27 protein-coding genes are annotated in these 25710 nt (G+C 69.1%); 7 read left to right on the top strand and 20 right to left on the bottom strand.

All coding sequences use genetic code 11. The features are described from left to right. Window positions 1-4: 4 nt before the first annotated feature. From CCR79_RS10520 to dsrA, 17 genes are all read right to left on the bottom strand, one after another. A complete protein-coding gene (locus CCR79_RS10520) occupies window positions 5-1765 on the bottom strand; it encodes a SulP family inorganic anion transporter (protein WP_201172010.1) in 1761 nt (586 codons plus the stop codon). Further along, entirely contained in the window at window positions 1755-3020 is a 1266-nt protein-coding gene (locus tag CCR79_RS10515) for a YeeE/YedE family protein (protein ID WP_201172008.1), read from the bottom strand. The genes CCR79_RS10520 and CCR79_RS10515 overlap by 11 nt, the downstream gene beginning before the upstream one ends. A 174-nt stretch (window positions 3021-3194) precedes the next feature. Further along, complete coding sequence (locus CCR79_RS10510) at window positions 3195-3851, bottom strand: response regulator (RefSeq protein ID WP_201172005.1); 657 nt, start codon at window positions 3849-3851, stop codon at window positions 3195-3197. Continuing rightward, window positions 3829-5256 (bottom strand): GAF domain-containing sensor histidine kinase, encoded by a 1428-nt coding sequence (locus tag CCR79_RS10505; RefSeq protein ID WP_201172002.1) that lies wholly within the window; start codon window positions 5254-5256, stop codon window positions 3829-3831. The genes CCR79_RS10510 and CCR79_RS10505 overlap by 23 nt, the downstream gene beginning before the upstream one ends. 181 nt (window positions 5257-5437) lie before the next feature. Next, window positions 5438-6838, bottom strand: a complete 1401-nt coding sequence (locus CCR79_RS10500) for a cobyrinate a,c-diamide synthase (protein ID WP_201171987.1) — start codon at window positions 6836-6838, stop codon at window positions 5438-5440. 8 nt (window positions 6839-6846) lie between these two features. Then, window positions 6847-8100 (bottom strand): NrfD/PsrC family molybdoenzyme membrane anchor subunit, encoded by a 1254-nt coding sequence (gene nrfD, locus CCR79_RS10495; protein WP_201171984.1) that lies wholly within the window; start codon window positions 8098-8100, stop codon window positions 6847-6849. 13 nt (window positions 8101-8113) lie between these two features. Continuing rightward, complete coding sequence (gene dsrO, locus CCR79_RS10490) at window positions 8114-8851, bottom strand: sulfate reduction electron transfer complex DsrMKJOP subunit DsrO (protein WP_201171969.1); 738 nt, start codon at window positions 8849-8851, stop codon at window positions 8114-8116. Further along, complete coding sequence (locus CCR79_RS10485) at window positions 8841-9257, bottom strand: sulfur reduction protein DsrJ (RefSeq protein WP_201171966.1); 417 nt, start codon at window positions 9255-9257, stop codon at window positions 8841-8843. Before CCR79_RS10485 ends, dsrO begins: the two co-directional genes overlap by 11 nt. A 12-nt stretch (window positions 9258-9269) precedes the next feature. After that, the gene (locus CCR79_RS10480; RefSeq protein WP_201171963.1) at window positions 9270-11213 is read right to left on the bottom strand and encodes an NAD(P)-binding protein; all 1944 of its coding nucleotides are present in this window, start codon (window positions 11211-11213) and stop codon (window positions 9270-9272) included. A gap of 48 nt (window positions 11214-11261) precedes the next feature. Next, the gene (dsrK, locus tag CCR79_RS10475; protein WP_201171960.1) at window positions 11262-12815 is read right to left on the bottom strand and encodes a sulfate reduction electron transfer complex DsrMKJOP subunit DsrK; all 1554 of its coding nucleotides are present in this window, start codon (window positions 12813-12815) and stop codon (window positions 11262-11264) included. 7 nt (window positions 12816-12822) lie between these two features. Continuing rightward, complete coding sequence (locus tag CCR79_RS10470; RefSeq protein WP_201171957.1) at window positions 12823-13569, bottom strand: respiratory nitrate reductase subunit gamma; 747 nt, start codon at window positions 13567-13569, stop codon at window positions 12823-12825. Between the two features lie 49 nt (window positions 13570-13618). Beyond that, window positions 13619-13951: a TusE/DsrC/DsvC family sulfur relay protein gene (locus tag CCR79_RS10465; RefSeq protein WP_011814742.1), complete on the bottom strand. Its 333-nt coding sequence runs from the start codon at window positions 13949-13951 to the stop codon at window positions 13619-13621. A 66-nt stretch (window positions 13952-14017) separates the two neighbouring features. Then, window positions 14018-14317: a sulfurtransferase complex subunit TusB gene (tusB, locus tag CCR79_RS10460; RefSeq protein ID WP_201171954.1), complete on the bottom strand. Its 300-nt coding sequence runs from the start codon at window positions 14315-14317 to the stop codon at window positions 14018-14020. Window positions 14318-14328: 11 nt separating this feature from the next. Then, window positions 14329-14709, bottom strand: a complete 381-nt coding sequence (gene tusC, locus CCR79_RS10455; RefSeq protein WP_201172551.1) for a sulfurtransferase complex subunit TusC — start codon at window positions 14707-14709, stop codon at window positions 14329-14331. Window positions 14710-14758: 49 nt separating this feature from the next. Then, window positions 14759-15118 carry a sulfurtransferase complex subunit TusD gene (gene tusD / locus CCR79_RS10450; RefSeq protein ID WP_201171952.1) on the bottom strand — a complete coding sequence of 120 codons (360 nt, stop codon included), beginning with the start codon at window positions 15116-15118 and terminating at the stop codon, window positions 14759-14761. A 13-nt stretch (window positions 15119-15131) separates the two neighbouring features. Further along, complete coding sequence (gene dsrB, locus CCR79_RS10445; protein ID WP_201171949.1) at window positions 15132-16220, bottom strand: dissimilatory-type sulfite reductase subunit beta; 1089 nt, start codon at window positions 16218-16220, stop codon at window positions 15132-15134. Between the two features lie 48 nt (window positions 16221-16268). Beyond that, on the bottom strand, window positions 16269-17528 hold the full coding sequence (dsrA, locus tag CCR79_RS10440; protein WP_201171943.1) for a dissimilatory-type sulfite reductase subunit alpha: 1260 nt from the start codon (window positions 17526-17528) through the stop codon (window positions 16269-16271). A 212-nt stretch (window positions 17529-17740) separates the two neighbouring features. On the opposite strand from dsrA, the gene CCR79_RS10435 reads away from it, so the two are divergent. After that, on the top strand, window positions 17741-18397 hold the full coding sequence (locus CCR79_RS10435; protein ID WP_201171929.1) for a type I-MYXAN CRISPR-associated protein Cas6/Cmx6: 657 nt from the start codon (window positions 17741-17743) through the stop codon (window positions 18395-18397). A gap of 2 nt (window positions 18398-18399) precedes the next feature. Then, window positions 18400-18972: a hypothetical protein gene (locus tag CCR79_RS10430; RefSeq protein ID WP_201171926.1), complete on the top strand. Its 573-nt coding sequence runs from the start codon at window positions 18400-18402 to the stop codon at window positions 18970-18972. A gap of 109 nt (window positions 18973-19081) precedes the next feature. On the opposite strand, the gene soxA is transcribed toward CCR79_RS10430, so the two are convergent. Next, window positions 19082-20527, bottom strand: coding sequence for a sulfur oxidation c-type cytochrome SoxA (gene soxA, locus CCR79_RS10425; RefSeq protein ID WP_201171923.1), 1446 nt, complete (start codon window positions 20525-20527; stop codon window positions 19082-19084). Between the two features lie 312 nt (window positions 20528-20839). Between soxA and CCR79_RS10420 the strand changes: the two genes are divergently transcribed. The 5 genes from CCR79_RS10420 to CCR79_RS10400 are packed head-to-tail and all read left to right on the top strand — an operon-like array spanning window position 20840 to window position 24783. Further along, the gene (locus CCR79_RS10420; protein WP_201171921.1) at window positions 20840-21973 is read left to right on the top strand and encodes a porin; all 1134 of its coding nucleotides are present in this window, start codon (window positions 20840-20842) and stop codon (window positions 21971-21973) included. A gap of 50 nt (window positions 21974-22023) precedes the next feature. After that, window positions 22024-22350, top strand: a complete 327-nt coding sequence (locus CCR79_RS10415; protein WP_201171919.1) for a c-type cytochrome — start codon at window positions 22024-22026, stop codon at window positions 22348-22350. A 13-nt stretch (window positions 22351-22363) separates the two neighbouring features. After that, on the top strand, window positions 22364-23671 hold the full coding sequence (locus tag CCR79_RS10410; protein WP_201171918.1) for an NAD(P)/FAD-dependent oxidoreductase: 1308 nt from the start codon (window positions 22364-22366) through the stop codon (window positions 23669-23671). A gap of 14 nt (window positions 23672-23685) precedes the next feature. Beyond that, window positions 23686-24249: a DsbC family protein gene (locus CCR79_RS10405; RefSeq protein ID WP_201171916.1), complete on the top strand. Its 564-nt coding sequence runs from the start codon at window positions 23686-23688 to the stop codon at window positions 24247-24249. Between the two features lie 27 nt (window positions 24250-24276). Next, the gene (locus CCR79_RS10400; RefSeq protein WP_201171913.1) at window positions 24277-24783 is read left to right on the top strand and encodes a DsrE family protein; all 507 of its coding nucleotides are present in this window, start codon (window positions 24277-24279) and stop codon (window positions 24781-24783) included. Between the two features lie 65 nt (window positions 24784-24848). On the opposite strand, the gene soxZ is transcribed toward CCR79_RS10400, so the two are convergent. Beyond that, window positions 24849-25142 carry a thiosulfate oxidation carrier complex protein SoxZ gene (gene soxZ, locus CCR79_RS10395; RefSeq protein ID WP_201171911.1) on the bottom strand — a complete coding sequence of 98 codons (294 nt, stop codon included), beginning with the start codon at window positions 25140-25142 and terminating at the stop codon, window positions 24849-24851. Window positions 25143-25198: 56 nt separating this feature from the next. Continuing rightward, entirely contained in the window at window positions 25199-25684 is a 486-nt protein-coding gene (soxY, locus tag CCR79_RS10390; RefSeq protein ID WP_201171910.1) for a thiosulfate oxidation carrier protein SoxY, read from the bottom strand. Between the last annotated feature and the right edge of the window lie 26 nt (window positions 25685-25710).

Here is a 25710-nt window from a genome sequence, read left to right as displayed (position 1 = left end):
GCCATCAGACTGCGGCGCCCCGTTGCGGTGCCAGGGGGCACCGGGCTGGATCGAAGGTCGGGTCATCGATCCGCTGGTGGATGGCCTCGATGGCGTCGTCCTCGTGGCGGAAGATGTTCTCCGCGCCGATCTCGGTCTCCAGCCCGGCGCGCTGCATCACCTCCCGGACCTGAAGCTTGACCCCGGCCAGCACCAGGGTCACGCCATTGTCGTCAAGCCGCTCCCGCAGCCCGTGCAGGCTCTCCACCCCGGAGGAGTCGATGGAGGTGATGCCGTCGGCGACGAGCAGCAGGAAGCGCGCCTGCGGGTGCTCGTTGTTGATCTGCAGCACCGTGTCCTCCAGGTGGCCGACATTGGCGAAATAGAGTGGCCCGTCGAAGCGCAGCGCCGCGATGTGCTCGCTCTCGGGCAGGTCGAAAAAGCGTGCGTCGCGCAGCGCTCCGTCCTCCGGGTGGCGCGAGAGGATAACCACCCGTGGGCGCATGGTGCGCAGCAGGTAGAGCACGATCGCCAGCCCGGCGCCGAGGAGGATGCCGTAGTCGAGGTGGGGGGCAAAGATCAGGGTCCCGCCGAAGGTCACCAGCGCGGCGATACCGTCATGGCGGTGGGTGTGCCAGGTCTGTACCAGGGCCCGGATGTTCACCAGTCCGATCACCGCCATGATGATGATCGCCGCCAGGATTGCCTCGGGCAGGTGGTGGAGCAGCGGGGTGAGGAAAAGCAGGGTCAGGCCCACCAGCGCCGCCGTGAAGACCGAGGCCAGGCCGCTGCGGGCTCCGCTGTCGTGGTTCACCGCGCTGCGCGAGAACGAGCCGCTGACCGGGAAGGCCTGGAAAACGCTGGCGGTGAGGTTGGACAGCCCCTGGCCGACCAGCTCCTGATTGGGATCGATGCGGTCGCGGGTACGCGTCGCCAGGGCCTTGGCGATGGAGATCGCCTCCATGAAGGCGACCAGGGCGATCACCGCCGCCGTGCCGAGCAGGGTGACCACCAGGTCCCAGCTCAGCTCGGGCAGCGCGGGCGCGGGCAGGCCCTCGGGCACCGTACCCACCACGGCCCCGCCGAGGTCTTCAAACCCCACCAGGTAGCTCACCGGCACGCCGACGGCCACTGCCAGCAGGACGCCGGGGATCCGCGGCAGCCAGCGCCGGGCGGCGAGCATCAGAGCCAGCGCGCCGAGCCCCATAGCCAGCGTGGGCAGATGAGCATTCTCCAGCCGACCGAGGACGTCGGCGAAGGCCACCAGCATTCCGGCGTCGCGGTCCAAGGGAACGCCGAGCAGGTCGTTGACCTGGGACAGGGCGATGACGATGGCAGCGGCGTTGGTGAAGCCCAGGATGACCGGGTGGGCGAGAAAGTTCACCAGAGTGCCCAGGGAGAAGAGTCCGAGCACCAGTTGGATCACGCCGACCAGGAAGGCGAGGGCGATAGCCAGGGTGATGAACTCGCCGCTGCCCGGCTCGGCCAGCGGGGTCAGTGCCGAGGCCGTTAGCAGGGCCACTACAGCGACCGGGCCGGTAGCCAGCTGCGGCGAGGAGCCCCATACGGCTGCGACGATCACCGGCAGGAAGGCAGCGTACAGGCCGTAGTAGGGCGGCATACCGGCCAGCGCCGCATACGCCATGGACTGGGGGATGAGCACCAGCGCCACGGCGATGCCGGCGATCAGGTCGGCCCGGATGCTCGCCGGGGTTGGACGGGGCCACTCGCGACAGGGGATCAGGCGGCGGGCGGGGGCCCACCGCCCGCTGCCGTCAAAGCGCATCGAGTTGCCTCAGCGATGCCGGTAACAGGCGCAGGTCCACCAAGCCGGTGACCAAGGCCTTGCCGAAGGTCGCCTCGTCTTCGTAGAGGAGCTTGTAGTACTGGACCTTCATGGTTAGGGCACTGCCCAGGATCAGTCCGCCCAGGGCCAGCGGTGCGCTCAGGGCCAGAGTGGACATGCCGGTGATGCCCTGGCCGAAGGTGCACCCCATTGCCAGGGGGCCGCCGATGCCCATGAGGACGCCACCGCTGAGGTGGCGGTTGAAGTCCTGGCGGTCGGCGAACCACTCAAAGCGGAAGCTGCGGCTGATCAGGGCCCAAAGGAAAGAGCCGAGGATTACGCCGCCGATGACCATCACGCCCACGGTGACCAGTGCCGGATCGAAGCCGCTGGCGGTGTATTCGGTGCTCTGCACCAGCGGACCAACGAAGTTGACCCCCTGCGGTGCCAGCCAGCGGGTGCTCTCCGGGCGGCCGGTGTCGGTGTCGGGGTGGTGGAAGTCCCAGTCTGTGGCGTAGGTCTGCAGGGTATCCCGCTGACCCATCTCGTCGGCCACGTAGACGTTGCTGGTCACCGTCCAGACCGCGACGATGCAGGCGCCGATGATCAGGGCCCCGGAGACGGCGTTGCGGTCCCGGCGGAAGCCGGTCACCCGCAGCACGGCGTAGAGCAGGGCGCCGCCGATGAACAGGGCCAGGAGCGGCCGCACCCAGTGCCCCGCCTCGCCGGCGATGGCGCTGCCCAGGTCCTGGCCGTGGCTGTGGGACAGGGCCGTCGCCTGGACCCATCCGAAGAGCAGATCGCGCAGCGAGGCGTCGACCAGCGGCAGGGGATTGACCATGAAAAAGGCCACCGTGCCCAGGATCGCGGCCACGAATAGCGACTTGAGGTTGCCGGCGCCGATGCGCACCACGGTCTTGTTGCCGCAGCCGCTGCCCAGGGTCATGCCGATGCCGAAGAGCAGGCCGCCGACGAGGTAGCCGGCCCAGGCGAAGTCGGCGCTGCGATATGGTGGCATGCTCTCGTCGGCATTGATCAGCCCCAGTGGCTCGAGCAGCCCCACGCCGAGGATCGCCACGGCGATGATCAGGATCCACATGCGCATCCGCTGCCAGTCCTGCATGTTCACGATGTCGGAGACGGCGCCCATCGTGCAGAAGTTGCTCTTGTTGACGACGGCACCGAGGACCACCGCGATGGCGAAGACGGTGCCGAGCATCGTCCAGTGCGCTGCGATAAAGGAATCGAAGACCATAACTGTGCGACCCTTCAGCGTCGGTTCAGGAGGGCAGCCCGGCGGCGCCGGGCGGTCTGCGTCTCTGCCCGGCACATTCTTCAGCGTGCAAGCGTTGCCCGGAATATCCCAAACGGGGGACTGCAGTCGCTGAACGGCCCCCCGCGCGGGGGAGAGGGTAGCCGAGGTGGCGTCTCAGGTGGTGGGGCGACGGGTCAGCCCGAAGTCCACGGCCTTGATAGCCGCCTCAACCCGGGAGTGGACGCCGAGCTTGCGCAGCACCGATTTGACATGAAGCTTGACGGTCCCGTCGGAGATTCCCAGGTGCCGGGCGATGACCTTGTTGCTCTCGCCGGCGGCCAGGCGTTCGAGGATGTCCCGTTCCCTCGGGGTGAGGCCGGCGAAGGGGTCCGGCGGGGTGTCGTCGGCTCGCTGATCAGGCGGCTGCCCCAGGGCCCGCGCCAGGGTGTCGGTCAGTTGGGGCGCCACGGCGATCTTACCGTCGGTGGCCTGGTGCAAGGCGGAGATCAGGTAATCGGGGTCGTTGTGTTTGAGCAGGTACCCCTGCGCCCCGGCGCGCAGGCAGTCGAACAAGTCGCGCTCCTCCTCGCTGCCGGTGAGCATCACCACCGGCAGCCCGGGGTGCTGATCGTGGATCCGCCGCAGGACCGTCAGCCCGTCCTGTCCGGGCATGCGCAGATCGAGCAGCACCAGATCGGGTCCGAACGAAGCCACCAGGGCGAGCACGTCGTCCTGGCCGGAGCCGCTCGCGGTGGTCAGCCCCTGGGCGTTGAGCAGCTCCTGCAGCGCGGCGCGGAAGAGCTGATGATCATCGACAAGCAGGATACGCATGGTCGTTGAACCCCGCTTGGTGAAGGCTCTTGGTGGTCCACGTCAGGCGCTGCGGCTGCGGCAGGCGCAGATGGATGGCAGTGCCCTGGCCCGGCTCGCTCTCCACGCTCAGGATCGCCCCCAGGTGCCGGGCGCGCTCGCGCATCCCCCGCAGGCCGTGTCCGCGGGGCTGGGTCGGGTCCGAATCGGGTACCTCGTCCACCACGAAGCCGCCGCCGTCGTCCTCGATCAGCAGGCAGAGGTCACCGCCGGGGGTCTCCAGCTGCAGGCGGACATTGCGGGCGCCGCCGTGGTGCCAGGCGTTGGACAGGGCTTCCTCGACAATGCGGTGGATGTGCAGCTGCTCGCGCTCGCCGAGGGCCAGCTCCGGCCAGCGGTGGATCAGTCGGACCTCGATGCCGCTGTCCCGGCTGAACCGGTTGACCAGTCGGCTCAGGGCCGTCTCCAGCGGCGTGCCCAACGCCTGCGTGCGGAACTGCTGCATCACCGTCCGGACCTGGTCGTTGGTGTGGTCGAGCCGGGTGCGCAGATCCTCCAGCGGGGCGAGCAGGGCCTCGGTGTCGGCTCCGCTGCTGACCCGTTCCTCCAGCTGCCGGACCCGCAGGCGCAGCGTGGCCACCTCCTGGGCGACCGTGTCGTGTAGTTCGTGGGCGAGGAGGTTGCGCTCCTCCTGCAGCGCGCTGTGATGGGTGCGGTACTCTTCGCGGATCCGGGCGATGGCCGCGCCGAGCTGACGGCCGATCCACTCCAGCATGCGCGGCGGGTGCATCCAGCGCTGTGCTTCGTGCGGTTCGAAGTACAGGTTGTAGATGCCAACGCCGTTGCCGCCCGGATCGAGAATCGGTACCGCCAGCATGGCCAGCTGTGGTCGGTTCGGCAGCGGGTTGCAGCCGCTGCGCCGGATGCACTGACGCAGGTCGCCGCGGAACTGCACAGCGGTGCGTTCTCCGGCGATGGCGCAGGGGCAGCCCTCCGCCGGCTGACGACGCTCGGCGTCGATGAAGCCGGCGTTGAGTCCGTTGGCCTCGACCAGGCGCAGATAACCCTGCTCGTCGAAGAGGCGCACGGCGGCCGCGGCGGCCCCCGTCTGCTCGATGAGTCGTGCCAGGCCGTGCTCGAGCAGTTCATCGAGGTCGCGGGCCTGCGCCGCCACTACGCCCAGGGCGCTGAGCAGGTGCAGGGCTTCCTGCTCGGTGGCTGAGGATGCGGAGGCATGCGGCGTATCGGGGTAGTGTGTGGGGGTCGGGAGGGTCCGCAACCGGCGCAGCGGCCGCCAGCGGCTGGAGCCGCCGGGTCCCTCGTGGAATCCATGCCCGTGGGGCTCCCGTGCGTTGGGGGGCTCGATAGTGCGCGCCGCCCGTTGCCGGCGCAGGCCGGTTGGGTCCGCATCTCTCCCGGCGTACATGTCTCCTCCTGACGTTCAACCGGGGGCCCTTTGGAACGTAAGTCCTTGTTTTTATTAGGGCCGTTGCTGTTTTTTTCGCCGCAGAAAGTCCGCGGCTATCTGCCTCATATATTCAGACTATATTCATCAGCACGTCCGGAATAAAGGGGGGGAAGGCGAAAAAATTGATCTGACGCAAACGTCACCCTGGGGCGGCGCATGCTGCACCGGACCGCTGCGCGCGGACGAAGTCCACGAAGCGCTCGGCCCATGGCGTGGCCCACGTATGGCGCAGGTGGGCGTACGAGGCCAGGGTGTTGCCGGTGACCAGGCCGTCCCGGCCCCCGCCCAGGCCCTGGCCGCGATCAACGAGGTAGGCGCACGGCAGTTCCTGTGGCAGAGGCGCGCGGAGTCGGGAGTAATGGAATTCGTGGGCCGGGATCCCGGCCGTCCCGGTCCCCGGGTTCCACGGGGCCTGCGGCGAGGCGTGCAGCGTCATGTATCCGTGCCCCTGGGGCCGGTCGGTCATCTCGGCGTCCACCGGGAAAACACCAGCCATGGCGTGATAGCCATCGTGGGTGTGGAGCTGCCGGCACAGGTAGAGCAGTCCGCCACACTCGGCGTAGACGGGCAGTCCCGCCGCCGCAAGCCGGGCAACCGCTCGCCTCATGGCCTGGTTGGCGGCGAGTTCGGCGGCGTGACGCTCAGGGAATCCGCCACCGAGGATGAGCCCGTCGAGCGCTGGAAGGCGCATGTCGGAGATCAGGTCGATCCAGTGAAGCCGGGCACCGGCCCGTTCGAGGGCCTCCAGGTCCCCGGGGTAGTAGAAGTTGAACGCCCGGTCGTGGGCGATCCCGATGTCCACATCCGCCGCCCGCCCCAGGGTCGCGGGTCGGGCTGGGGCTGGTAGTGGCGGGGCCGTCGCCGCCAGAGCCTGTAGGCCGTCAAGATCGAGGTGCGTCTCGGCCCGGTCGGCCCAGCGATCGATCACCCGCTGGGCCTGCGCCTGCTCCGCCGCCGGGATCAGCCCCAGATACGGGGCGTCGATGTGCAGCGTGCGGTCGTCGGGAACGGCCCCGAACACGGGCAGATCGGTGTAGGTCTCCAGGGCCTGGCGTAGCTTGCGTTCGTGGCGGGAGCCGCCGACGCGGTTGAGGATCACCCCGGCGACCGGGGCCTGCGGGTCGAAGCCGGCGTGGCCGAGGACCGTGGGGGCGATCCCGCGGGTCATGCCCCGGGTGTCGACGATGAGCACGATCGGTGCCTGCAGCTCTGCGGCCAGTGCGGCGTTGCTGTCCCGGCCGCCGGGGTCGACGCCATCGTGCAGGCCCTTGTTGCCCTCGATCAGCGCCAGGCTGTCGCCGGCCCCGGCCACCTCGGCGCGGATCTCGTCGCGCGCCATGGTGTGGTGGTCGAGGTTGCGGCACGGGTGGCCGCTGGCCAGCGTCAGCCAGCCGGGGTCGATATAGTCCGGCCCGCGCTTGTAGGGTCGCACCCCGACCCCCTGGCGGATCAGGGCTGCGGCCAGGCCGACGCTCAGGGAGGTCTTGCCGGAGCCCTTGTGCAGGGCCGAGAGGTAGAGCCTGGCTGGGTGTCCGGTCATGCCGCGGGTCACTGGCCCGGCTCGGGGGTTGCCCGGGTTTCGGAGTCGGCTGCTGGCGGGTCTTCCGCCGCCGTTCGCTCCTCCGGGGGGTGCACCGCTGCCAGGGGCAGCGCGCGCAGCGCCAGCAGGAGGATGAGCAGGGCCAGCCCGGGGCCGGCCAAGCTCAGCAGGGCCTCCCAGGCGCTGGGGAGGTAGGAGGCAGCCTCCCCGTCGAAGACGGCGCCCTGGACCTCGCGCCCCGGAAAGATCTGCAGCGGAAAGGCCTGGGCACCGACGATCATCACGAAAAGATGGGCGAACCCGCCGATCAGGGCAACCCCCGAGGCCCAGGCGAGGGCCTGACCACGAGCGCGGGCCGCCTTCCGCAGCAGGAGGAGAGTGGGCGTGATGATGCCGACGGCGACTGCCCCGAGCCAGAACACGATCGGGTAGACGCCGCCGTCGACGAGGAGGAAACGGGCAATGTCCCTATGGCCCGGCTGGTAGGCAAGGGTCACGAAGTGCAGCGCCAGCAGGGTGGCCAGGGCCAGCAGTGCGACGAGCAGGATGCTGCCGAGCCGCTCCGTGGCCCGGGGCGGCGGCGCCTGGCCCTGGGCGCGCAGCACCGCCAGCCAGATCAGGGAGAGGGCCGCCGTGCCCAGGGTGAGTGCGGCGGCGAGGAAAAGCGGCATCATGATGGCGCCGCCGTAGACCGGACGGGCGGCGAGCATGGCGAAGATCGAGCCGACGTTCAGCGCCAGCAGGACCGCTACCACCGCGGCCAGGGCGCCGGCGGTCACCGTGTAGCGACGCATGCGCGGCTCGATCAGGGTGGCCAGGTAGAGCAGGGCGACGGCCAGAAACGCCGTGTACAGGAAGAGGTTGCGGCTGAAGCTCGACATCAGGTTGAGTTCCAGCGGCGGAAGGATGCGCTGCGGGCTGCCCAGATCCAGGCTGAGGACCGCCAGCCCGCCGACCAGCAGTGCCGCCGCGGACGCCGTGCCCAGGCGGGCCCACGGCTCGCCGGATTGCCCCAGGGCGCCGGGGGCCAGTGCCGCCAGGGCGAAGGCCCCGGCGCCAGCGAGGATCAGGCCGATGGCGACGACGTGTGGCCACCCCCAGACCACCTGCTGGCCCATGCCGGTCAGGTGGTGGCCGGCCACGATGAGATAGAGGCCTGTTGCCGCCCCGATCAGCGCCAGCACGCCGGCGCCAGCCATGGCGGCAGCCCAGCGCAGCGGGTGGCGCGTGCCCAGGTGTTGATAGCGAATCCGTGTCGCCATGACTGATGCTCCCTCAGGACAGTCCGTGGTAGCGCACGCCGGCATCCAGCGCCAGGTCCGGGCGCAGAGATTCGGCGCTGCGCTCGCGCAGGGCGTGGCGTATCTCGCTGTCGGGGTCGTTGAGATCGCCGAAGACGAGGGCCGCGTGCCCCGCCTCGGCGCAGCGTGCCACGCAGGCCGGGGCCTCGCCCCGGTCGATGCGGTGGACGCAGAGGGTGCATGACTCCACGGTACCCTTGCCCCGTGGGTGGTTGGGCGAGCGTTCGTCGACCGGCGCATGGACGAAGGCGCGGGCGTGGAAGGGGCAGGCCACCATGCAGTAGCGACAGCCGATGCAGCGATGCTTGTCGACCAACACGATGCCGTCGGCGCGCCGGAACGAGGCCCGTGTGGGGCAGACACTGACGCAGGGCGGTTCGGCGCAGTGCTGGCACATCACCGGCGCAGAGTGGCCGGGACCGTCTGCCTCGGCCGGCTGCAGGTCCACCTTGCGGATCCAGTGGATGTCGCCGCCCGCGTTGTCGGCGGCGGGCCAGCCGTTCTCCTCGCGGCAGGCGTCCACGCAGGCCCGGCAATCCCGGCGGCAGCGGTTGGTATCCACCAGCAGTCCCCAGCGGGCCCCGGCATCGGCCCCGCCATCCGGGTGTGCCTGGACTAGGAAAAGCCCGGGGGCGAGCGCGGCGCCGGCAAGCGCCGCGGCGCTGCCGAGCAGCCGCCGGCGGCTGATGCCGCCCGGATCCCTATCGCTCATCGTGCCCCTCCGTGTCGTCGCTGCTGTGGCATTGGAAGCACGCCATCTCCACGGCGGTGTACTCGTGGCAGCTGGTGCAGAAGGCCATCTCCGGGACGCCCTGCGCCTGCTGCTCGGCAGGGGTGGCGTGGCAGTTCACGCACCCCTGCAGGCTCTTGTCGGCGTCTCGCCGGCCCTCGCGCACTGACTCATCCTTGTGCGCCCGGAGCAGGTCCATGTGCTCGCGGCGCATGGTGCCGGCATCGTCGTGGATGCAAGCGTCGCCCCGGGGCTCGGGACGGTCGGCGAGGGCTGACGGCTCGCCACCGTTGCCGGGCAGGCCGCCGATGGCCAGGGCAAGGCCGGTGGCCACCAGCACCAGTGCGGCCCCGGAGCCGATCCACGCCAGTCGATGTCTCCGCCGCATGGCCGGTTCCCCCTACTCGCCCAAGCCCATCTCGATGTACCCCGTGGGGCAGACGTCTCGGCAGATGTGGCAGCCCACGCAGCGGCTGTAGTCGGTCTGCACGTAGCGGCCGATGGCCCGCTCAGTTTTGGGCACGCGCTGCACGGCGGTCTGTGGGCAGTAGACGAGGCAGTTGTCGCACTCGAAGCAGAGCCCACAGCTCATGCACCGGCGAGCCTCGCCAACGGCCGTCTCGGCGGGCAGCGGCTGGATGCGTTCGCTGAAGTCGCCGATCACGCCTTCCGGGTCGATGGCTCGGCGTTCGCGCTCGGGGCGTTCCCCGGGGGTGAAGTGGCCGAGGTAGAGCCGGTCGTGGCGAATCACCTCGTGGGTGGCGCGGTCCTCGAAGTTGTGGATGGCGAAGCCGCTCGTATCGGTGCCGCGCACCGCTGCCGGCTCATAGGGTTCCGGTTCGCGGCCTGCCCGCCGCAGCGCGTCGAGCAGTCGGAAATGGTGGGCATTGACCTTGGGCGGCCGGGACGGCTCGCGGCCCTGGAGGTAGGCGTCGATGCCCTGCACTGCCGTGGCCGCCTGGCCGATGGCTGTGGTCAGCAGGTGCGGCTGGATGATGTCGCCGGCGACGAAGTGGCCCGGACGGCCGCTGAGCTGGTAGGACTGGTCCGCATCCATGAATCCGTGGCCGTTATCCAGCGCCTCGAGCCCCTCGAGGTTGCCCCGCTGGCCGATGGCGGCGATGACCAGGTCGGTTTCGACCCGGAACTCCGTGCCTTCGATCGGGTGCGGGGTGTTGCCCTCCATGCGGCACTCGGCGAAGCGCACCGCGCGGGCGCGGCCGTCGGCGTCGCGCTCGACGGCCAGGGGCATCACCCCGTCGCGGATGGTCACCCCCTCGCGCAGCGCGTCCTCGATCTCCTGCTCCGAGGCGGCCATCTCCTCACGGGGAAACAGGGAGGTGAGAACCACCTCCGCTCCCTCGCGGATCGCCAGGTTGGCGGCGTCGTGGGCGGTGTAACCGAGCACGGCGTGCTCCGGCCGGTCCTCGTCGGGCAGCTCGGCACTGTAGCCCAGGCGCCGGGCCACGGAGGCCACATCGATGGAGGTGTCGCCGCCGCCGATGACCAGGATCCGGTCGCTGACCGCACCTAGACGGCCCTCGTTGAAGGCGCGCAGGAACTCGACGCCGGTCAGGCAGTTGGACGCCTCGTCCCAGCCGTCTACCGGCAGGGGACGCCCCTCGTGGGTGCCCACGGCCCAGAGTACGGCGTCGTAGTTGCTTTCGAGCTGTTCAAGGGTGACCTGCTCGCCGACCCGGTAGCCGGTGCGGACGTTGACGCCGAGGTCGAGGATGCGCTGGATCTCGGTGTCGACGACCTCGCGCGGAACGCGGTAGCCGGGGATCCCGTAGCGCATCATGCCGCCGAGCTCTGGCTGCGCCTCGAACAGGGTGCAGCGGTGGCCGCGCTTGCGCAGCTGGTAGGCGGCGGACAGCCCTGCCGGGCCACCGCCAATGACGGCCACGTGGTGCCCGGTGTCCGCTCCGGGCTCGCCGAGGTCCAGGCCGTGATCGCGGGCGTAGTCGCCGATCGTGTGCTCGATGGCGTTGATGGCGATGTGGTCGTCGACGACCCGCCGGTTGCAACCCTGCTGGCAGGGCGCGGGGCAGACGCGCCCCATCACCGCGGGGAAGGGGTTGGCGGCGGCCAGGCGGCGGAAGGCGAGCGCCTGCCAGGCCTCGCCTTCGGCGGGTTTCTCCAGGCCGCGGGCGGCGTGCAGCCAGCCGCGGATCTCTTCGCCGGCCGGGCAGTTGGCCTGGCACGGCGGTGTGCGGTGGACGTACGTCGGGCATTTATGGGACGTGTCCGCCTTGAAGATCTGCTCGCGCCAGGCGCGCTGCCGGTCGTCGCCGTCGCGGTAGCGACGGAACGTAAAGGGGATCTCTTCCGCGTGGGTCGCCATGACTCTCTCCCTCGTTATTCGGCCGGGGCCCGCGGGCCCAGCGCCGGCTTAAGCCTCGCTGCGGTCCAGCCGCACCGCGTTGCCCACCACCTCGTGGAGGCTGATGACGGTCTCGCGCGGGATGTCGTAATACGGCAGGACCTTGCTGAACTGGGCCTTGCAGATGGCGCAGATGGCCACCATGCGGTCGACCCCGTGCTCGTCCATGGTCTCGCGCAGTGCGGAGACGCGGGGCTGCGCGCCCTTGACGCGCAGCTCCATGAGTTCATCGGTGAGCAGCCCGCCCCCGCCGCCGCAGCAGAAGGTCTCGTCGCCGATGGTGGCGTCGGCCATGTCCCGGAAGTTGTGCACGCTGGCGCGCAGCAGACGGCGGGGGATCTCCAGCTGCCCCCCGGGGCGCTGACCCATGCGGGAGGCCCGGGCGACGTTGCAGGAGTCGTGGAAGGTGACGCCGCCGTAGTGGCTGTTGGCCTCCGGGTCGAGGCGGATGGCGCCGCTGTCTACCAGGTCCTGGGTCAGCTCGCAGATGTGCTGCGGTACCGGGTAGCGCGGATCGAGCTGGCGCTGCAGCGCCCGCGCGTAGGTGTCGTCGGCATCCGCCCCGCGGCCGATGCCAGCCAGGGTGTTCCAGAAGCTGTACGCAACGCGCCAGGCGTGGCCGCACTCGCCGACCACGATGCGTTTGACACCCAGGTCCACGGCGGCCTTGCGGATGCGCTCGGCGATCTGCTTCATCTGCTCGTAGCTGCCGATGAACATGCCGAAGTTGGCCGCCTCCGAGGCGTAGGAACTCAGCGTCCAGGAGAGGCCGGCCTGGTGAAGGACCTTCGCGTAGCCCATCAGGCCGTCGACGTGGGGCTCGGCGAAGAAGTCCGCCGACGGTGTGACCAGGAGGATGTCCGCGCCCTCCTGATCGAGCGGGATGCGGATGTCGTGACCGGTGTCGTCCTTGAGATCCTCCTCCAGGCCCTCGAGGGTGTCCTCGAGGGCTGGGCCGGGGAGGCCGAGGTTGTTGCCGACCTTGTGGACCTTGCCGATGATCTCGTTGGTGTACTTCTGGCCGAAGCCGGCGGCGTCGAGGATCTCCCGGGCCGCCATGGAGATCTCCGCGGTGTCGATGCCGTAGGGGCAGAAGACCGAGCAGCGCCGGCACTGCGAGCACTGATGGAAGTAGGTGAACCACGCCTCCATGACCTCGCGGGTGAGCTCGCGGCCGCGGACCAGACCCGGGAAGTTGCGGCCGGCCGCCGTGAAGTGGCGGCGGTAGACATCGCGCATCAGGTCCTGGCGTGCCACTGGCATATTCCGCGGATCGGTGGTGCCCAGGTAGAAGTGGCATTTGTCGGTGCAGGCACCGCAGCGCACGCAGGCGTCCATGTAGACGCGCAGCGAGCGGTTGCGCTCGAGCAGGGTCTCCATGCGCGCCAGGGCGCGCTCCTGCCAGTCCTCCGGGATCTCGCCCGGGAAGCCGAGCGCCTCCTGGTGATCGCTGCTTGCCGGGTGCGGGCGCACGTGCCCGGTCGCCTCGTTCTCCATGCGCGGCGGGCCGTTGGCCTCGGGGTCCGCGGCAAGGGGCGGCACTTGGAAGGGATCCTGGCTCACGGCATCCTCACTCGTGCGGTTGGTGGGTGGCTTCCTGCTCCAGGGCGCGTGCCCACGGGGCGGTATGCCGGCGCTCCCGCGGGTTGTCCGGCTGATTGCGGGTGGGGCTGAAGAACACCCCGGCGGCGTGCAGCAGCTTGCTGAACGGGAAGACCATCATCAGTAGGGCGACCAGCGCCAGGTGGAGGAGCAGGAGCGGTTCGGTCGGCAGCGGCTGCCAGTCGAACTGCATCAGGCCGATGAAGAACGCCTTCACCGCCACGATATCGGTGGGCTGGAAGTGCTGCAGGCCCAGCCCGGTGAAGCCGATGGCCAGCAACAGGGCCAGGGCGGCGTGATCGGAGGGGGTGCTGATGTGGCGCACCCGCTCGATCCACAGGCGCCGCAGCCACAGGCCGATCAGGGCTGCCGCGAGTACGTAGGCGGCATACAGCCCGAGCGGCTGGATCCAGACCAGCCATTGCGGCACCGGATCGAGGAAGTAGCGCAGGTGGCGCAGGATGACCAGCAGCAGGGCCACGTGGAAGGCCCAGCTGAGCAGCCAGAGCAGCTTCTCGCCGCGGAAGAGGCTGCGGAAGGCCACCACCTCGCCGGTCACGCGTAGGGCGGCGCCGCCCCGGGAAGTCGGGGCGGGCGTGGTGGGGATGCGCAGCGGCGCTGGCGTGCGGGCGTAGAGGTAGACCCGCGCCGCCAGGCCGAGCACCAGCACCACGGTGGCTGTGTAGAACAGCACGGCAAAGGTTGCTGTCAGCACGGTACTCGCTCTCCCTGTCGCTCCCCGGGGCGGCGCTGTTGCCGTGGGCCTAGACGCAGCCGGTGGGCTTGGGCAGGCCGGCGTAGCGGCAAGCCTGCTTGGCCGGGCCGTAAGGGAAGAGTTCGTAGAGGTATTTGCTGTTGCCCTTCTCCGGGCCCAGGCGCTTGCCGATCTGCTTGGTCAGCACCCGCACCGCTGGTGCGATCTGGTACTCGTCGTAGTACTCGCGCAGGAAGTTGATGACCTCCCAGTGCTGCTCGGTCAGCTCCTGGCCATCTTCCTGCGCCATGATCTCGGCCACCTCGGGGCTCCAGAGGCTCAGGTCCTCGATGTAGCCTTCCTCGTCGGTGGGGATGGTGGTGCCGTTGACCTGGATTGCCATGGTTCGCTCTCCTCTTCTGCGGTTGTCTCTCTTCTCGTGGAGCCGGTGCGGCCGTGCCTCCGGTGCTCAGAGCCAGGCCTGGTGCGGCCCGTGCTCGGCGACCAGTTGCACGAAGCCGGTGTAATCGACCACCTCGATACCCTCGGCGATCTGCTCGGGGTCGATGCCGCGGGCCTCCAGATCGGGGCCGAGGACGTAGACCCGCCCGTCGCGGGCCGGGGTGTCGAGCTTGCCGGCCGCGTCACTGCGTGCCACGGCGGCGTAGACTCCGTCCTCGATCAGCAGCAGACGCTCGTTGCCGAGATGGGCCAGGCAGGCGTCGAGGTTGGGGGTCTGCCAGGGGGATTTGTTGACGGTGTGCAGCACGACGATTCCTCCTAGAACGACAGCACGACATCCTGGTCGGCCATCAGCGCGCCCATGCGCGCCCGATCGACGACTTCGACGGGGACGATCAGGTCCGCTTCCGTGAGCCCTCGCTCGTCGAGGGACTCGCGCTCGACGTAAAGCTTCTCGATGTCGTAGTCCTCCAGGGCGCGGAAGGTGGGTGCGAAGTTCTTCATGTCGATGGCCTTCGCGTTCTGCCCCTGGCGCAGCTGGAAGACCCCGTCGTCCAGGAACGCCAGGCTGACGTCCTGGTCGAAGGCGGCGGCGATCAGCACGACCTCCAGTGCCTCCAGGGCGTAGATGCTCCCGTGCGGCGCCTTGCGGTTCATGAACATGAACCGCTTGATATCGCCTTCCTGTTCCAGATCCATTGCCTCGCTCACGGTCTCGCCTCCTGTCGAATTGCCTGCGCCGGCGTCGCTAGTCGCCGAAGGTCACCAGCCGGTCCGCCTGGATGCCCACCTCGACCAGTTGACCGAGCCCGGAGATGCGGAAGCCCGGGGCCAGGATCTCGTCCTTGATGCCGCGACGCAGGGCGGCAGCGACGCAGACCACCAGATCGGTGTGATGGCGCTCGGCGAGCTCGGACCAGCGTCGGACCATGTTGCGGTCGTCCTGCTGCGGCTCCTGGAGCCGGTTGGCGTTGTGCACCCCGTCCATGTAGAAAAAGACGCGGGGCACCTCGTGGCCCTGTTCCAAGGCTGCGACGGCGAACTGGTAGGCGCTGTCCGATGCCTGGTGCTGGTACGGCCCCTCGTTGACCAGGATTCCGAATTGCATGGGTCCTCCTTGCCTAGAAGCGCAGATGGGCCGAGGCGTTGAGCTTGTGCCGCGAGCCCTGCCAGTTCTCGATGTGGTGCTTGGTGAAGGGCAGGCCGGTGAGCTCGAAGAAGCGCTTCCAGCCAATGCGCTCGATCCACTCGCCGACGCGTTCGTAGTCCCGAGCGTTGTCGCGGTAGGTGTAGAGGATCTTCTTCACGTGCTCGGCGACCTCGGGCCAGCGCGGCGGGTTGTTGGGCAGGCCGGCCACCACCAGCTTGTGGAACGTCGGCACGCCGCGGGCGTTGGAGTGGTTGCCGCCCACCCAGATAGCCAGGCGCGAGTGCTCCGGGTCGTTGATCTGCATCGGCGGGCAGGGCGGGTAGCAGGCGCCGCAGGCGACGCACTTGCTCTCGTCCACCTCCAGCGAGGGTTTGCCGTCGACCACCGCCGGGCGGATGGCGGCCACCGGGCAGCGGGCCACCACCGAGGGGCGCTCGCAGACCTGTCCGACCAGGTCGTGCTGGATCTTCGGCGGCTTGGTGTGCTGGATGTTGATGGCGATATCGCCCTGGCCGCCGCAGTTGATCTGGCAGCACGAGGTGGTGATGTGCACGCGGTTGGGCATCTCCTCGCGGACGAACTCCTGGTGCAGTTCGTCCATGAGCGCCTTGACCACGCCGGAGGCGTCGGTGGCGGGGATGTCGCAGTGCAGCCAGCCCTGGGTGTGCGAGATCATGGTCACCGACGGGCCGGTGCCGCCCACCGGGAAACCGGCGCCGCGTAGGGCGTCGATCAGCGGCTGGACCTTCTCTTCGCGGTCGACGGTGATCTCGGCGTTGGAGCGGATGGTGAAGCGCAGGTAGCCGTCGGCGTATTCGTCGGCGATGTCGCAGAGCTTACGCACCGTGGCCAGGTCCATCTGCCGCTGGGTGCCGGCGCGCACCGTCCAGACCTCCTCGCCGGTCTCCGAGACGTGGTGGAGCACGCCCGGCTGCGGCCGGTCGTGGTGGCGCCACAGCCCGAAGTTGCGGCGCAGCGTGGCGTGCATGTGCGGGAACGGATCCGGGGTCCCGCTCTCGACGGGGGACCGCGGTTGGTTGGTGGTGCTTGCTTCAGCCATGATTCGCTCTTCCTCCGCTGCTGAGCGCCCGGGGCGTTGACGCGTGCCTCACGAGGCTTGCTCGGACTGCATGTGCTGGCGCCGGTACCACTTCTCGGCCTCTTCGTCCCAGTCGTCGGTGCGGACGTAGGAGATCGAGCGCGGCTCGTGGATCATGTTCGGGTCGACCTCCAGGCCCACCGCCTCGAGGAAGTTGACCAAGCCGATGCGCTCGATCATCTCGCCGACCCGCTCGTGCTCGAGGGCGTTCTCGGCGAAGAAGTCGACGATCTCCTGGGCGATCTCGAGGATGCGCTGGTAGTCGGCGTCGCTGCGCAGGGGCAGGAAGGGCACCACTACCGTGCCGAAGAGGTCGCCGATGCGCAGGGTGCGCTTGCCCCCGACGAGGATGGTGACGCCCCGGTCCTGTCCCGGCGCCAGGGCCCGCGTCATGACGTTGATGCAGTGCATGCAGCGCACGCAGCTGGCGTTGTCGATCTCCAGGGTGTTGTCGTCGTTCAGGCTCAGGGAGCCGGAAGGGCAGCGGCTGACCACGTTGTCGATGGTGTGCTTGCGGCCCTTGGTCTCGACAAAGGCCTGGACTTCGGCCTGATCCACCTGGATGTCGTCGCGCCAGGTGCCGATGACCGCGAAGTCCGAGCGCTCGATGCTGTTCATGCAGTCGTTGGCGCAGCCCGAGACCTTGAACTTGAACTTGTACGGCAGGCTGGGCCGGTGCATGTCGTCGAGGAAGTTGTTGACGAGTAGGCGGTGGATCTTCTGCTCGTTGCAGCACGAGTGCTCGCAGCGGGCGGCGCCGACGCAGGACATGCCGGTGCGCACCGCCGGCCCGGCGCCGCCGAGATCGAGGCCGTAGGCGTTGAGCTCATCGAAGCAGGCCTGGACGTTGTCCGCGGTGATGCCCTGGAGCATGATGTCGCCGGTCTGTCCGTGCAGGGCGATCAGCCCCGAACCGTGCTTCTCCCAGATGTCGCAGATGTCGCGCAGCAGTTCCGTGGAGTAGTGCATCCCGGCCGGCGGGATGAAGCGCATGGTGTGGAACTCCTGGGCCTCCGGGTAGATCGGGTTGCCGTCGTCGTCCTTGAGCTCGGTGAAGCGGGGAATGATGCCGCCGCCGTACCCATAGACGCCGATGGTGCCGCCCTTCCAGTACCCCTTGCGGTCGGTGTAGGAGTGCTCCAGCTGCCCGAGCACGCCGGCGATCATGGGCTTGTCCTCGGCCAGGCGCTTGAGCCCGGTGACGAAACTCGGCCACGGGCCGCTCTCCAGCTCGTCGAGTTTCGGGGTGTTGTACGTCTTGTCGGTCATGGCGCTGATCCTCACCTCGCCTGCGGCTGACGGATCTCAGGGCCGCGGGAGGCGGCCCGGTCTCGGTTGGTGACCAAGCTAGCCAGAGGGCCGGGGCGAGGGAATATCCATTCAAGGAGCTGAATAGGAATACGGCGTATCCCTTTCGGGATATAGAGCGCTGCTCGGTGCGCGGTTGTACTCGGGTCAGCCCGAACGGTGTGGAGGCCGCGGTGTACTGGGAAACCGAGCAGGAGCAGGCACAGGAGACCGCTGAGGCGGTGGACGTGGCCTTCGCGCTGAGCGGTCGCGCACTGCCCGAGGCCTACGCCGCGCCCCTGGCGGAGGCCCTGGCCCCGCGCCTGGTGCCGCAGCTCGATCCCGACGAGGTGGGGGTGCGCATCACCCACCTGCCGGCCAGTGGCCACGGTTGGTGGCGCACGCCGGATCAACCGATCCTCTTGCCGCGGCGCAGCCGCCTGGTGCTGCGCGTGCCCCGCGAGCACGCCGGGGCCGTGGCCGGGCTGACCGGGGCGACACTGGATGTCGCCGGCGAGGTCCTTGCGCTGGGGCAGGCCCAGAGCTTTGAGATCCCCGCCGCGGCCACCGTCTACGCCCATCGGGTTCTGGGGCCACAGCGCGGCGCAGTGGAGGAGACTGCACTGCTGGCGGCGGCGCGCGAGGAGCTCGCAGGCATGGGTGTCCACCCCAAGCGCCTGCTCTGCGGTCGCCAGGAGACCTTGGTGACCGCGGATGGGCCCGTGGCCACACGCAGTCTGCTGGTCGACGGCATGGGCCCCCAGGCCGGGCGCAGGCTTCAGGCCCGGGGGCTGGGTCGCGGCCCCTGTTGGGGCTGCGGGCTGTTCATTCCCCACAAGGCAGTGATCTGATCATGCGTACCAAGACCCACTGGTTCCGCCCCCGCGACGAGCAGCAGCCTGAGGAGGTTGGCGCCGCGGCGTCGATCCGTGCCTGGCGTGTCGCCACCGCGGCGGTGCGCACCCTCTCCGAGGACGGCCCGATCACCGATCGCACCGGGGGGCATCTGGCCCTGGTGGAGGAGCTGCTGCTCTTCGCCGTCCAGTACACCGACCGGCTGGCCTGGCTGCGGGGGCTGGCCGACGAGTCGCGCCGCCGGCTGGTCGAGGCCATGGTGAAGCGCCTGGCCGACGGCATCCGCGACAACGGCAGCGACACCGATGCGGGGCGGGCGTTCCTGGCCCGCGCCGGCGAGCGCCTCAACGAGTATGCACGCATCACCTATGCCGGTGAGGATCCGGGGTTCCCGGCCTACAACCTGCTGGGTCAGCGCGGCTGCGATGCCAGCGACCGGCCGCGGGATCTGTGGTTGCACGGGCGGCTGACCGAGGTCGAAGGGCCCGAGATGGTCGCCGATTTGCGCCCGGTCATCGGTGGGCTGTTGGGCAATCTCGGGGTGGGTGCGGATGAGCCGGCCGGGGCCTAAAGGGCCCTGGTCCGGGCGGGTTCGGCCCGCGCGGGTTCGTCCATGGAGCGGCCGCGGCCCGAGACTCCGGGCCGCGGCCGTGGCGGGCCGCCGGGGCGGCGGGCGCCGGTCAGTGAGCGTAGCGCGGGACCAGCACCTCCTCGCCCTGTTGCTCGGAGATAAGGTAGGTCTCCAGGTCCGCGTACTCCGGCGCATCCCCCGGCAGGTAGTTGGTGCCCAGCGGGGTCATGCACCACTGGAAGCGGGTGCGCAGATCCCACACCCGGCTCTGCGCCGTGCGCCAGTAGGGGTGGTTGCTCATCGCCGTATCTTCGGCCTCGATATTGGCGAGGATACGGCCGCTGAGCCACTTATCCCCACCGCCGCGGTCGGTGTGGCAGTTGGCGCAGGCGTGGGCCCGTTCCCCGACCGGACGGTGGAACAGTGCCTCGCCCCGTTCAATGGCCGCCTGGACGTTGGGGTCGTCGTCATCCAGGTCGTAAGCCATGCCGTTGGACTGGCTGTGCACCAGCAGCGACATATAGAGGTTCTCGTCCGATTGCGTGGGCAGCTCCATGTCCTGCTCCTCCTTGGCGTGCACCGCCAGAAAGTCCTCGATGGACATCATCCGGTCGTACTCGTCGAACCACTTCGGGTACTCGGCGGCCACGCCCTCCAGGTCCTCGATGACGCCGACCGGGCGCAACTCATCGGCGGGCTCCAGCTCGCCGTGGCAGCTGGCGCAGGACTCGCCGTTGGGGCCTGGCTCGTCCCAGAGCGGGACGGCGATCTGCTCGGCATGCATCAGCGCCGGATTGTCGAACGGATCCAAGTGTTCGCCCGCGGGTTGCAGCGCGGGGCGGGTGTTCGGGTCCCAGTGCCGATCCACCCCCTCCGGAGTGATCGGCTCGCCGTCCTCGTCGCCCTCGAGGGTCATCAGGTAGGCGACCACGTCGACGATCTGCTCTTCGGACCACATACCGCTCAGGCCGAACGGGGGCATGGGGCTGTCCTCGCCGTAGAACACCCGGGGGTCGTAGACCACCTGGTAGAGCCACTCCTTGTCCGGGGCCCACTCGCCGACGGTGCGCAGGTCGGTGCCCACATTGCCTGGCGAATCGATCCCCGCCTCGGGAACCAAGTGGCAAGAGGAACAGGGGCCAAGCTCGCCCTTGGCGAAGAGCTCGCGGCCGCGCTCGGGATCACCCTCGAGGTCGTCGGGGATGTCCGCCTCCTGCGGCTCCGGGTATTCGGTCTCGTCGGCGTAGGAGTGGGTCGGCCAGTCGCCGAAGTCTTCGTTCTCCTCACCCGGGAAACCGCCGAACTCGTAGCGGACCTGTCGCGTCTCGCCGTCCTGCTCCACGATCCGGCCCTGGGAGGGCTCCGTGGCAAGGGATTCCCAGGTCTCGCTGGTGTGGTGATCCATGCCGTCGGGGGCCGGGCGCGGCTCGATGTTCCGCTCCTGCTCTCCGGCGCCGGCGCCCTGTGTCGCCAGGAGACCGATGGCCGCCGCGCCGGTACAGAGGCCGAGGGTTGCTGCGATTCGTGCCGAGCGTGTAGGGCTGCGCGCTGTCATGGGACCCCCTCCTTGAAACCCGGAATATGGATTGTCCGATTGGCCATTTCTGGTCGCATCGTGGGCTGGGTAGCCTGTGTTGGCAGGCTAGCGGGCGGGGGGGAGCGTGCGAATACCCTTTTTAGGGTGAGCTGTTGTTCAAAGCCCTATCCCCATCGGGCAGGCCGGGCTGCCCAACTGGGCAGTTGTTGGCTCTCGGGCGTTGCAACAGGCTGGCCGGTGCGCGAGCGGGCTGGCGAGACGGCGAAGGTCCCCTGCGGACTCGGCGCGGTCTCCGGCCCGGAACCCCAACAGGCACCGGAGGCAGGCACCATGAAAAGAACAACAACGGCGGCGGTACTGGCAGGCGCGTTTAGCCTGGGCGGCATCCCGTGGGTGGCGCAGTCCGGGTCCGCTGAGGTCGATCTCTACGGGCAGGTCCATGCGGGGCTGAACCACTTCTCCTACGAGGACGCCTCGGATGTCACCCAATTCACCGATCAGGGGCGGAGCCGCCTCGGGGTTGCCGGCCGACAGCTCCTGGACGGTGATTGGGCGGCCATCGGGCAGCTGGAGTGGGCCGTCGGGCCCCATCTGGGCGAGGACAATCTCAGCCGCCGGATCAGCTACGTGGGGGTGGACGGCCCCTACGGCGAGGTGGTGGTGGGTGCGGTCCACGCCGCCTACAAGACCCTCGGTGGCGTCCGCTGGGATCCGCTGGTGACCACCGAGTTGCAGCAGCGGCGGACCGGGGGCATGTCCGGGGGATCGTTCGGCCACAATGATTTCGTGGACCGCGCCGTGCAGTACGTCAGCCCGGAGTTGGCTGGCTGGCAGCTGCACGCGCAGATCGGGACGGAGGACGACAACCAGGATCGTACAGACGACGGAGACGCGGATCAGGCAATGCGGCAGGGTGATGTCATCCTCGGGGTGGACTACACCGGCCTGCCCGACTGGCAGTTCATCGCCGCGGTGATGCACCTCGACGAGCCGTTCGCCGACGTGGACGACGTCGACGACGGCGACACCAACTGGAAGGTGGGGGCGCGCTGGTCGCCAGACGCCTTCTCGTTCGCCTACCAGTACGAGTCGGCGGAGATCATCCGCGGCCCGGCCGGTGCCGGGCGGATCGACAACCTGGATGATGATGCGACCAACCGGGTCGGCGGTGGCGAGGGTCGATTCAGCGATGCCGTTAACCACCACGCTCTTATCGGGACCTATGAACAGGGCCGCAACACTTGGGTGGTGGCCTTCGGGCACGCCGATGCCGATGGCGACGACGAGGACGTGACCTCGGTCACCGGCGCGCTGGTCCACCGGCCCCACGCGGATTTCCGGGTCTACGCCGGTGTGCAGCACCAGTCTTTCGACGACATGATCGGTGCAATAAATGATGACGGGGACGACTATCTGACCACTTACGCCATTGGCGCCCGGTACGATTTCGGCGCCACGTTCTGAGCGGGGCGGCCGTGGCCGCCCCCGACCATGAGAGAAGGAGGAGGGGATCCATGCAGCAATCAGCGCGCAGGGCACTGCTCGGCGGTGCCGTCACCCTGGGGCTGGTGCTCGGGGGGAGCACGGCAGCGGCCGGTGACGGTGCGATCTCCGAGGGCGAGATGATCGCCAACAGCTGCCTGGCCTGCCACGGCCCCGGCGGACAGGGTGCGGAGAGCATGCCGCCACTGGCCGGCTGGGACGAGGAGGCCCTGGTCGAGGTGATGAAGGAGTTCCGCGAGGGACGGGGCGACCCCACGGTCATGGACCGGCACGCCACCGGCTACACCGATGAGCAGCTGCGCGCGGCGGCTGCCTATATCGCCGAGATGGATCAATAAGGGAAGGGCAGGCATGAGCAAACGTCTTACGCGAAGGGATTTCATCCGCCTCGCGGGTCTCGGGACCGCAGGTGCCGGACTGGGTCTGGCCGGCTGCGCCCCCAGAGAACCGGAAGTCAATGGCCGGGTCGAGGGCCGTGTGGTGGTGGTCGGCGGCGGCTCGGGCGGTGCCACCGCCGCGCGCTACCTCAAGCACCACGCGCCGGAGCTGGAGGTGACCCTCATCGAACCCAACGAGAGCTACTACACCTGCTACGCCGGCAACTGGTATCTGGGTGGCTTCCGCGAGCTGCGTACCCTTCGCCACGGCTACCACACCCTGCGCGACGAGTACGGCATCCAGGTTATCCACGATCGGGCCCGGGACATTGACCTGGATGGTCACCGGGTGGAGACCGCCGAGAACGGCTCCATCGCCTACGACCGGCTGGTGGTGGCGCCGGGCATCGCCTTCGACTGGGACCGGGTCGAGGGGATGGACGGCGACGACACCATTGCTGTCCCCCACGCCTGGTGGGGCGGGGCGCAGTACTCCATCCTCCGCGGCCAGATCGAGGCCATGGACGACGGCGGTACCGTGGTCATCTGCCCGCCGGACGGGCCGTATCGCTGCCCCCCGGGGCCGTATGAGCGCATGAGTCTGATCGCCCACTACCTCAAGCAGCACAAGCCGCGGGCCAAGGTCCTCGCCCTGGATCCGAAGGACAGCTTCTCCAAACAGGGGCTGTTCGAGGAGGCGTGGGAGGAACTCTACGGCGATATGATCGAGTGGGTGCCGGCCGCGGATGGCGGCAAGCCGGACCGGATTTCGGTGCGTGATCGCAAGGTCTTCACCGATGGCGGTGGTGCCGAGCACCGCGCCGACGTGCTCAACGTGATCCCGCCGCAGAAGGCCGGTGCCATCGCCGAGCGGGCCGGGCTGACCGACGACGACGGCTGGTGCCCGGTGGACCAGCGTACCTTCCGCTCGACCCGTCACGACGACGTCTACGTGGTAGGGGACGCCGCCGTCGCCGGCGACATGCCCAAGTCGGGCCACGCCGCCAACAACCAGGCCAAGCTGGTGGCGGCGAGCATCGTCAGTGAGTTGCGCGGCCACGAGGTGCCCAGCTTCCCCACGGTGAATACCTGCTACAGCCTGGCCGCGCCGGACTGGGGTGTAACCGTCGCAGCGGTCTACGAGTACCGGGACGGTGCGATGCGCTCGGTGGAGGGGGCCGGTGGCCTGAGTCCCGAGGGCGCCTCGCGGGAGTTCCGCAAGCGCGAGGCCGACTACGCCCCTGGCTGGTACGCCTCGATCACCCGAGACATCTTCGGTTAGCGAGGGAGGACGCCATGCGCAGGGAGCCGACCAGAACCTGGGAACCGTTCCCCCGGACCGGCCGCGGCGCCGTCCGGGGGCTGGTGCTGGGGGGGTGTATGGGCGCGGCGATGGCCGCCTCCGGTGCCATGCCGGAGGAGATCGCCGAGACCCTCGAGGCCATGCCGGAGGAGGATCTGATCATCTTCGAGCCCGAAGCGGGGGAGGCGCAGCACAGCGTCACGGTCTTCACCGACGTGACCTGCCCGCACTGCCAGGACCTCCACGCTGACCTGGATGATTACCTGGAGCAGGGTATCCGCGTGCGCTACGCCGCCTTCGCCCTCTCAGATGCCTCGCGGGAGCTGATGGACCGGGTCTGGTGTAGCGAGGATCGGCACCAGGCGCTGGAGTCGGCCAAATCCGGTGAACAGCCGGAGGCCGAGGCCTGCGACGCCTCGCCGGTGGATCGCCATCAGGAAACGGCGCAGCAGATCGGTGTGCCCGGCACACCGACCATGGCCACCCCGGGGGGCGAGCTCTCCTTCCGCCTGACGCCCGAGGACCTTGCCGATCTGCTCGAGCAGGAAGCGCAGTAGGTGGGTCGGTCCGCAGGAGGGATCACCATGACCGTACAGAGCCGTTCACGGGGCCGCCAGGGGGTGTTGGCCGCCGGCCTGGTGGCACTCGGGTTCTCGCTGGGCGGGGTCTCCGCGGAGGAATTCCCCGAGCCCCGGTTGGTCTTCCACGTGGATATGGAGGAGCCGCAACGGGTCAGTTCCACCATCTTCAACGCCAACAACGCCGCCAGCCACTACGAGGGGCAGCTGCTCGACTACGATGTGCGGATTGTCCTGCACGGGTTCGGCCTGCAGTACGTCACCGAGGACCGGCTGGCGGATACCGCCTATGAGGTCGATGACGCCGAGCGGGCCGAACGCGATGAGCTGCTCGAGCGGCTGCGTTCGCTGGCCGATACCTACGACGTGCAGCTGGAGGTCTGCGCCAGCTCCATGGATGAGGCGGGCCTGGCGGCGGAGGACCTGGCGGTGGAGGCCGAGCTGATCGACTATGGCGCCACCCGGCTCGAGGAGCTCCAGCGCCGCGGTTTCTCCTACATCAAGATTCAGTAAGGCAGGTAACCGGCGCGTGGGCGGGGGGCGTCGCGACCGACGCCCTCCGCGCCCCGCGTCCGGCTTCAGGTCAGCTCCATCTCGTGGCTGTCGCCCTCGCCGCGGTTGTCCGTGTAGCGGATCTTGAGGGTGTCGCCGGCTTCGGCCTCGGTCTCGAACTCGATTAGGGGGTTGGGCGAGATGCTCGGCCCCCAGTGGGCGTGGAGGACCTTCTCGCCGTTGATCTCGGCGATCACCTCCTGGATGAAGTGGCCCTCATCGCCCGTCTCCTCGTCGGGGGCGTCCATCGGGTGGCTGATCAGGGCGCGGACCTCCGCCATTCCGTCGACCAGGGTTGCGCGTGCTCGAATCGAAGACATGGTTGGCTCCCTTGTGATCTTTCGCGGGTGTGACGTGAACGCCGCCGGTCGGCAGCTCAGCCGCCGCAGCCGCCGATGGTGACCCGCACGCGGCGGCTCGTGCCGTAGAGCTTGCCGTTGCTCTTGGCGATCGCCACGACGTCCGAGGTGTCGGCCATCTGGATCCGCTGCGAGACCTTGGGCTTGGTCTTGCCGCCGAGCTCGAAGACCGCCGAGACCGGCGCGTTGTTCTCCGGCACGTAGACCGTGATGCTCTCCACGTCCGGCAGTGAGGTCTCGATGGTGACCGGCACGGTCTCACCGTTCTCGGCCACCTCCGGGGCGTCGATGCGGATCTCGTCGCTCTCCTCGTAATCCGCGGCGCCGAGTACCGCGTTGAGGCCGTCCTCGAGGCTGGTGGCCATGATCGACTCCTCCCGCCAGGAGGCCAGGGCCTGGGACGGGGCCAGCATGCCCAGGCCCACAGCGGTTCCTACGCCGCCGAGGCCCAGGGCGCCAGTGAGAAGCTTGCGGCGTTGGGTGTCGACTTGTTGCTTATCCATGGTGGATTCCTCCCGTTGCGGCCCGT

This window comes from Halorhodospira halophila (assembly GCF_016653405.1).
GTDB classification, from domain to species: Bacteria; Pseudomonadota; Gammaproteobacteria; order Nitrococcales; family Halorhodospiraceae; genus Halorhodospira; species Halorhodospira halophila_A.
Note: the sequence above shows the minus strand (reverse complement) of the source record. Positions and strands in the feature narration are given on the sequence as shown.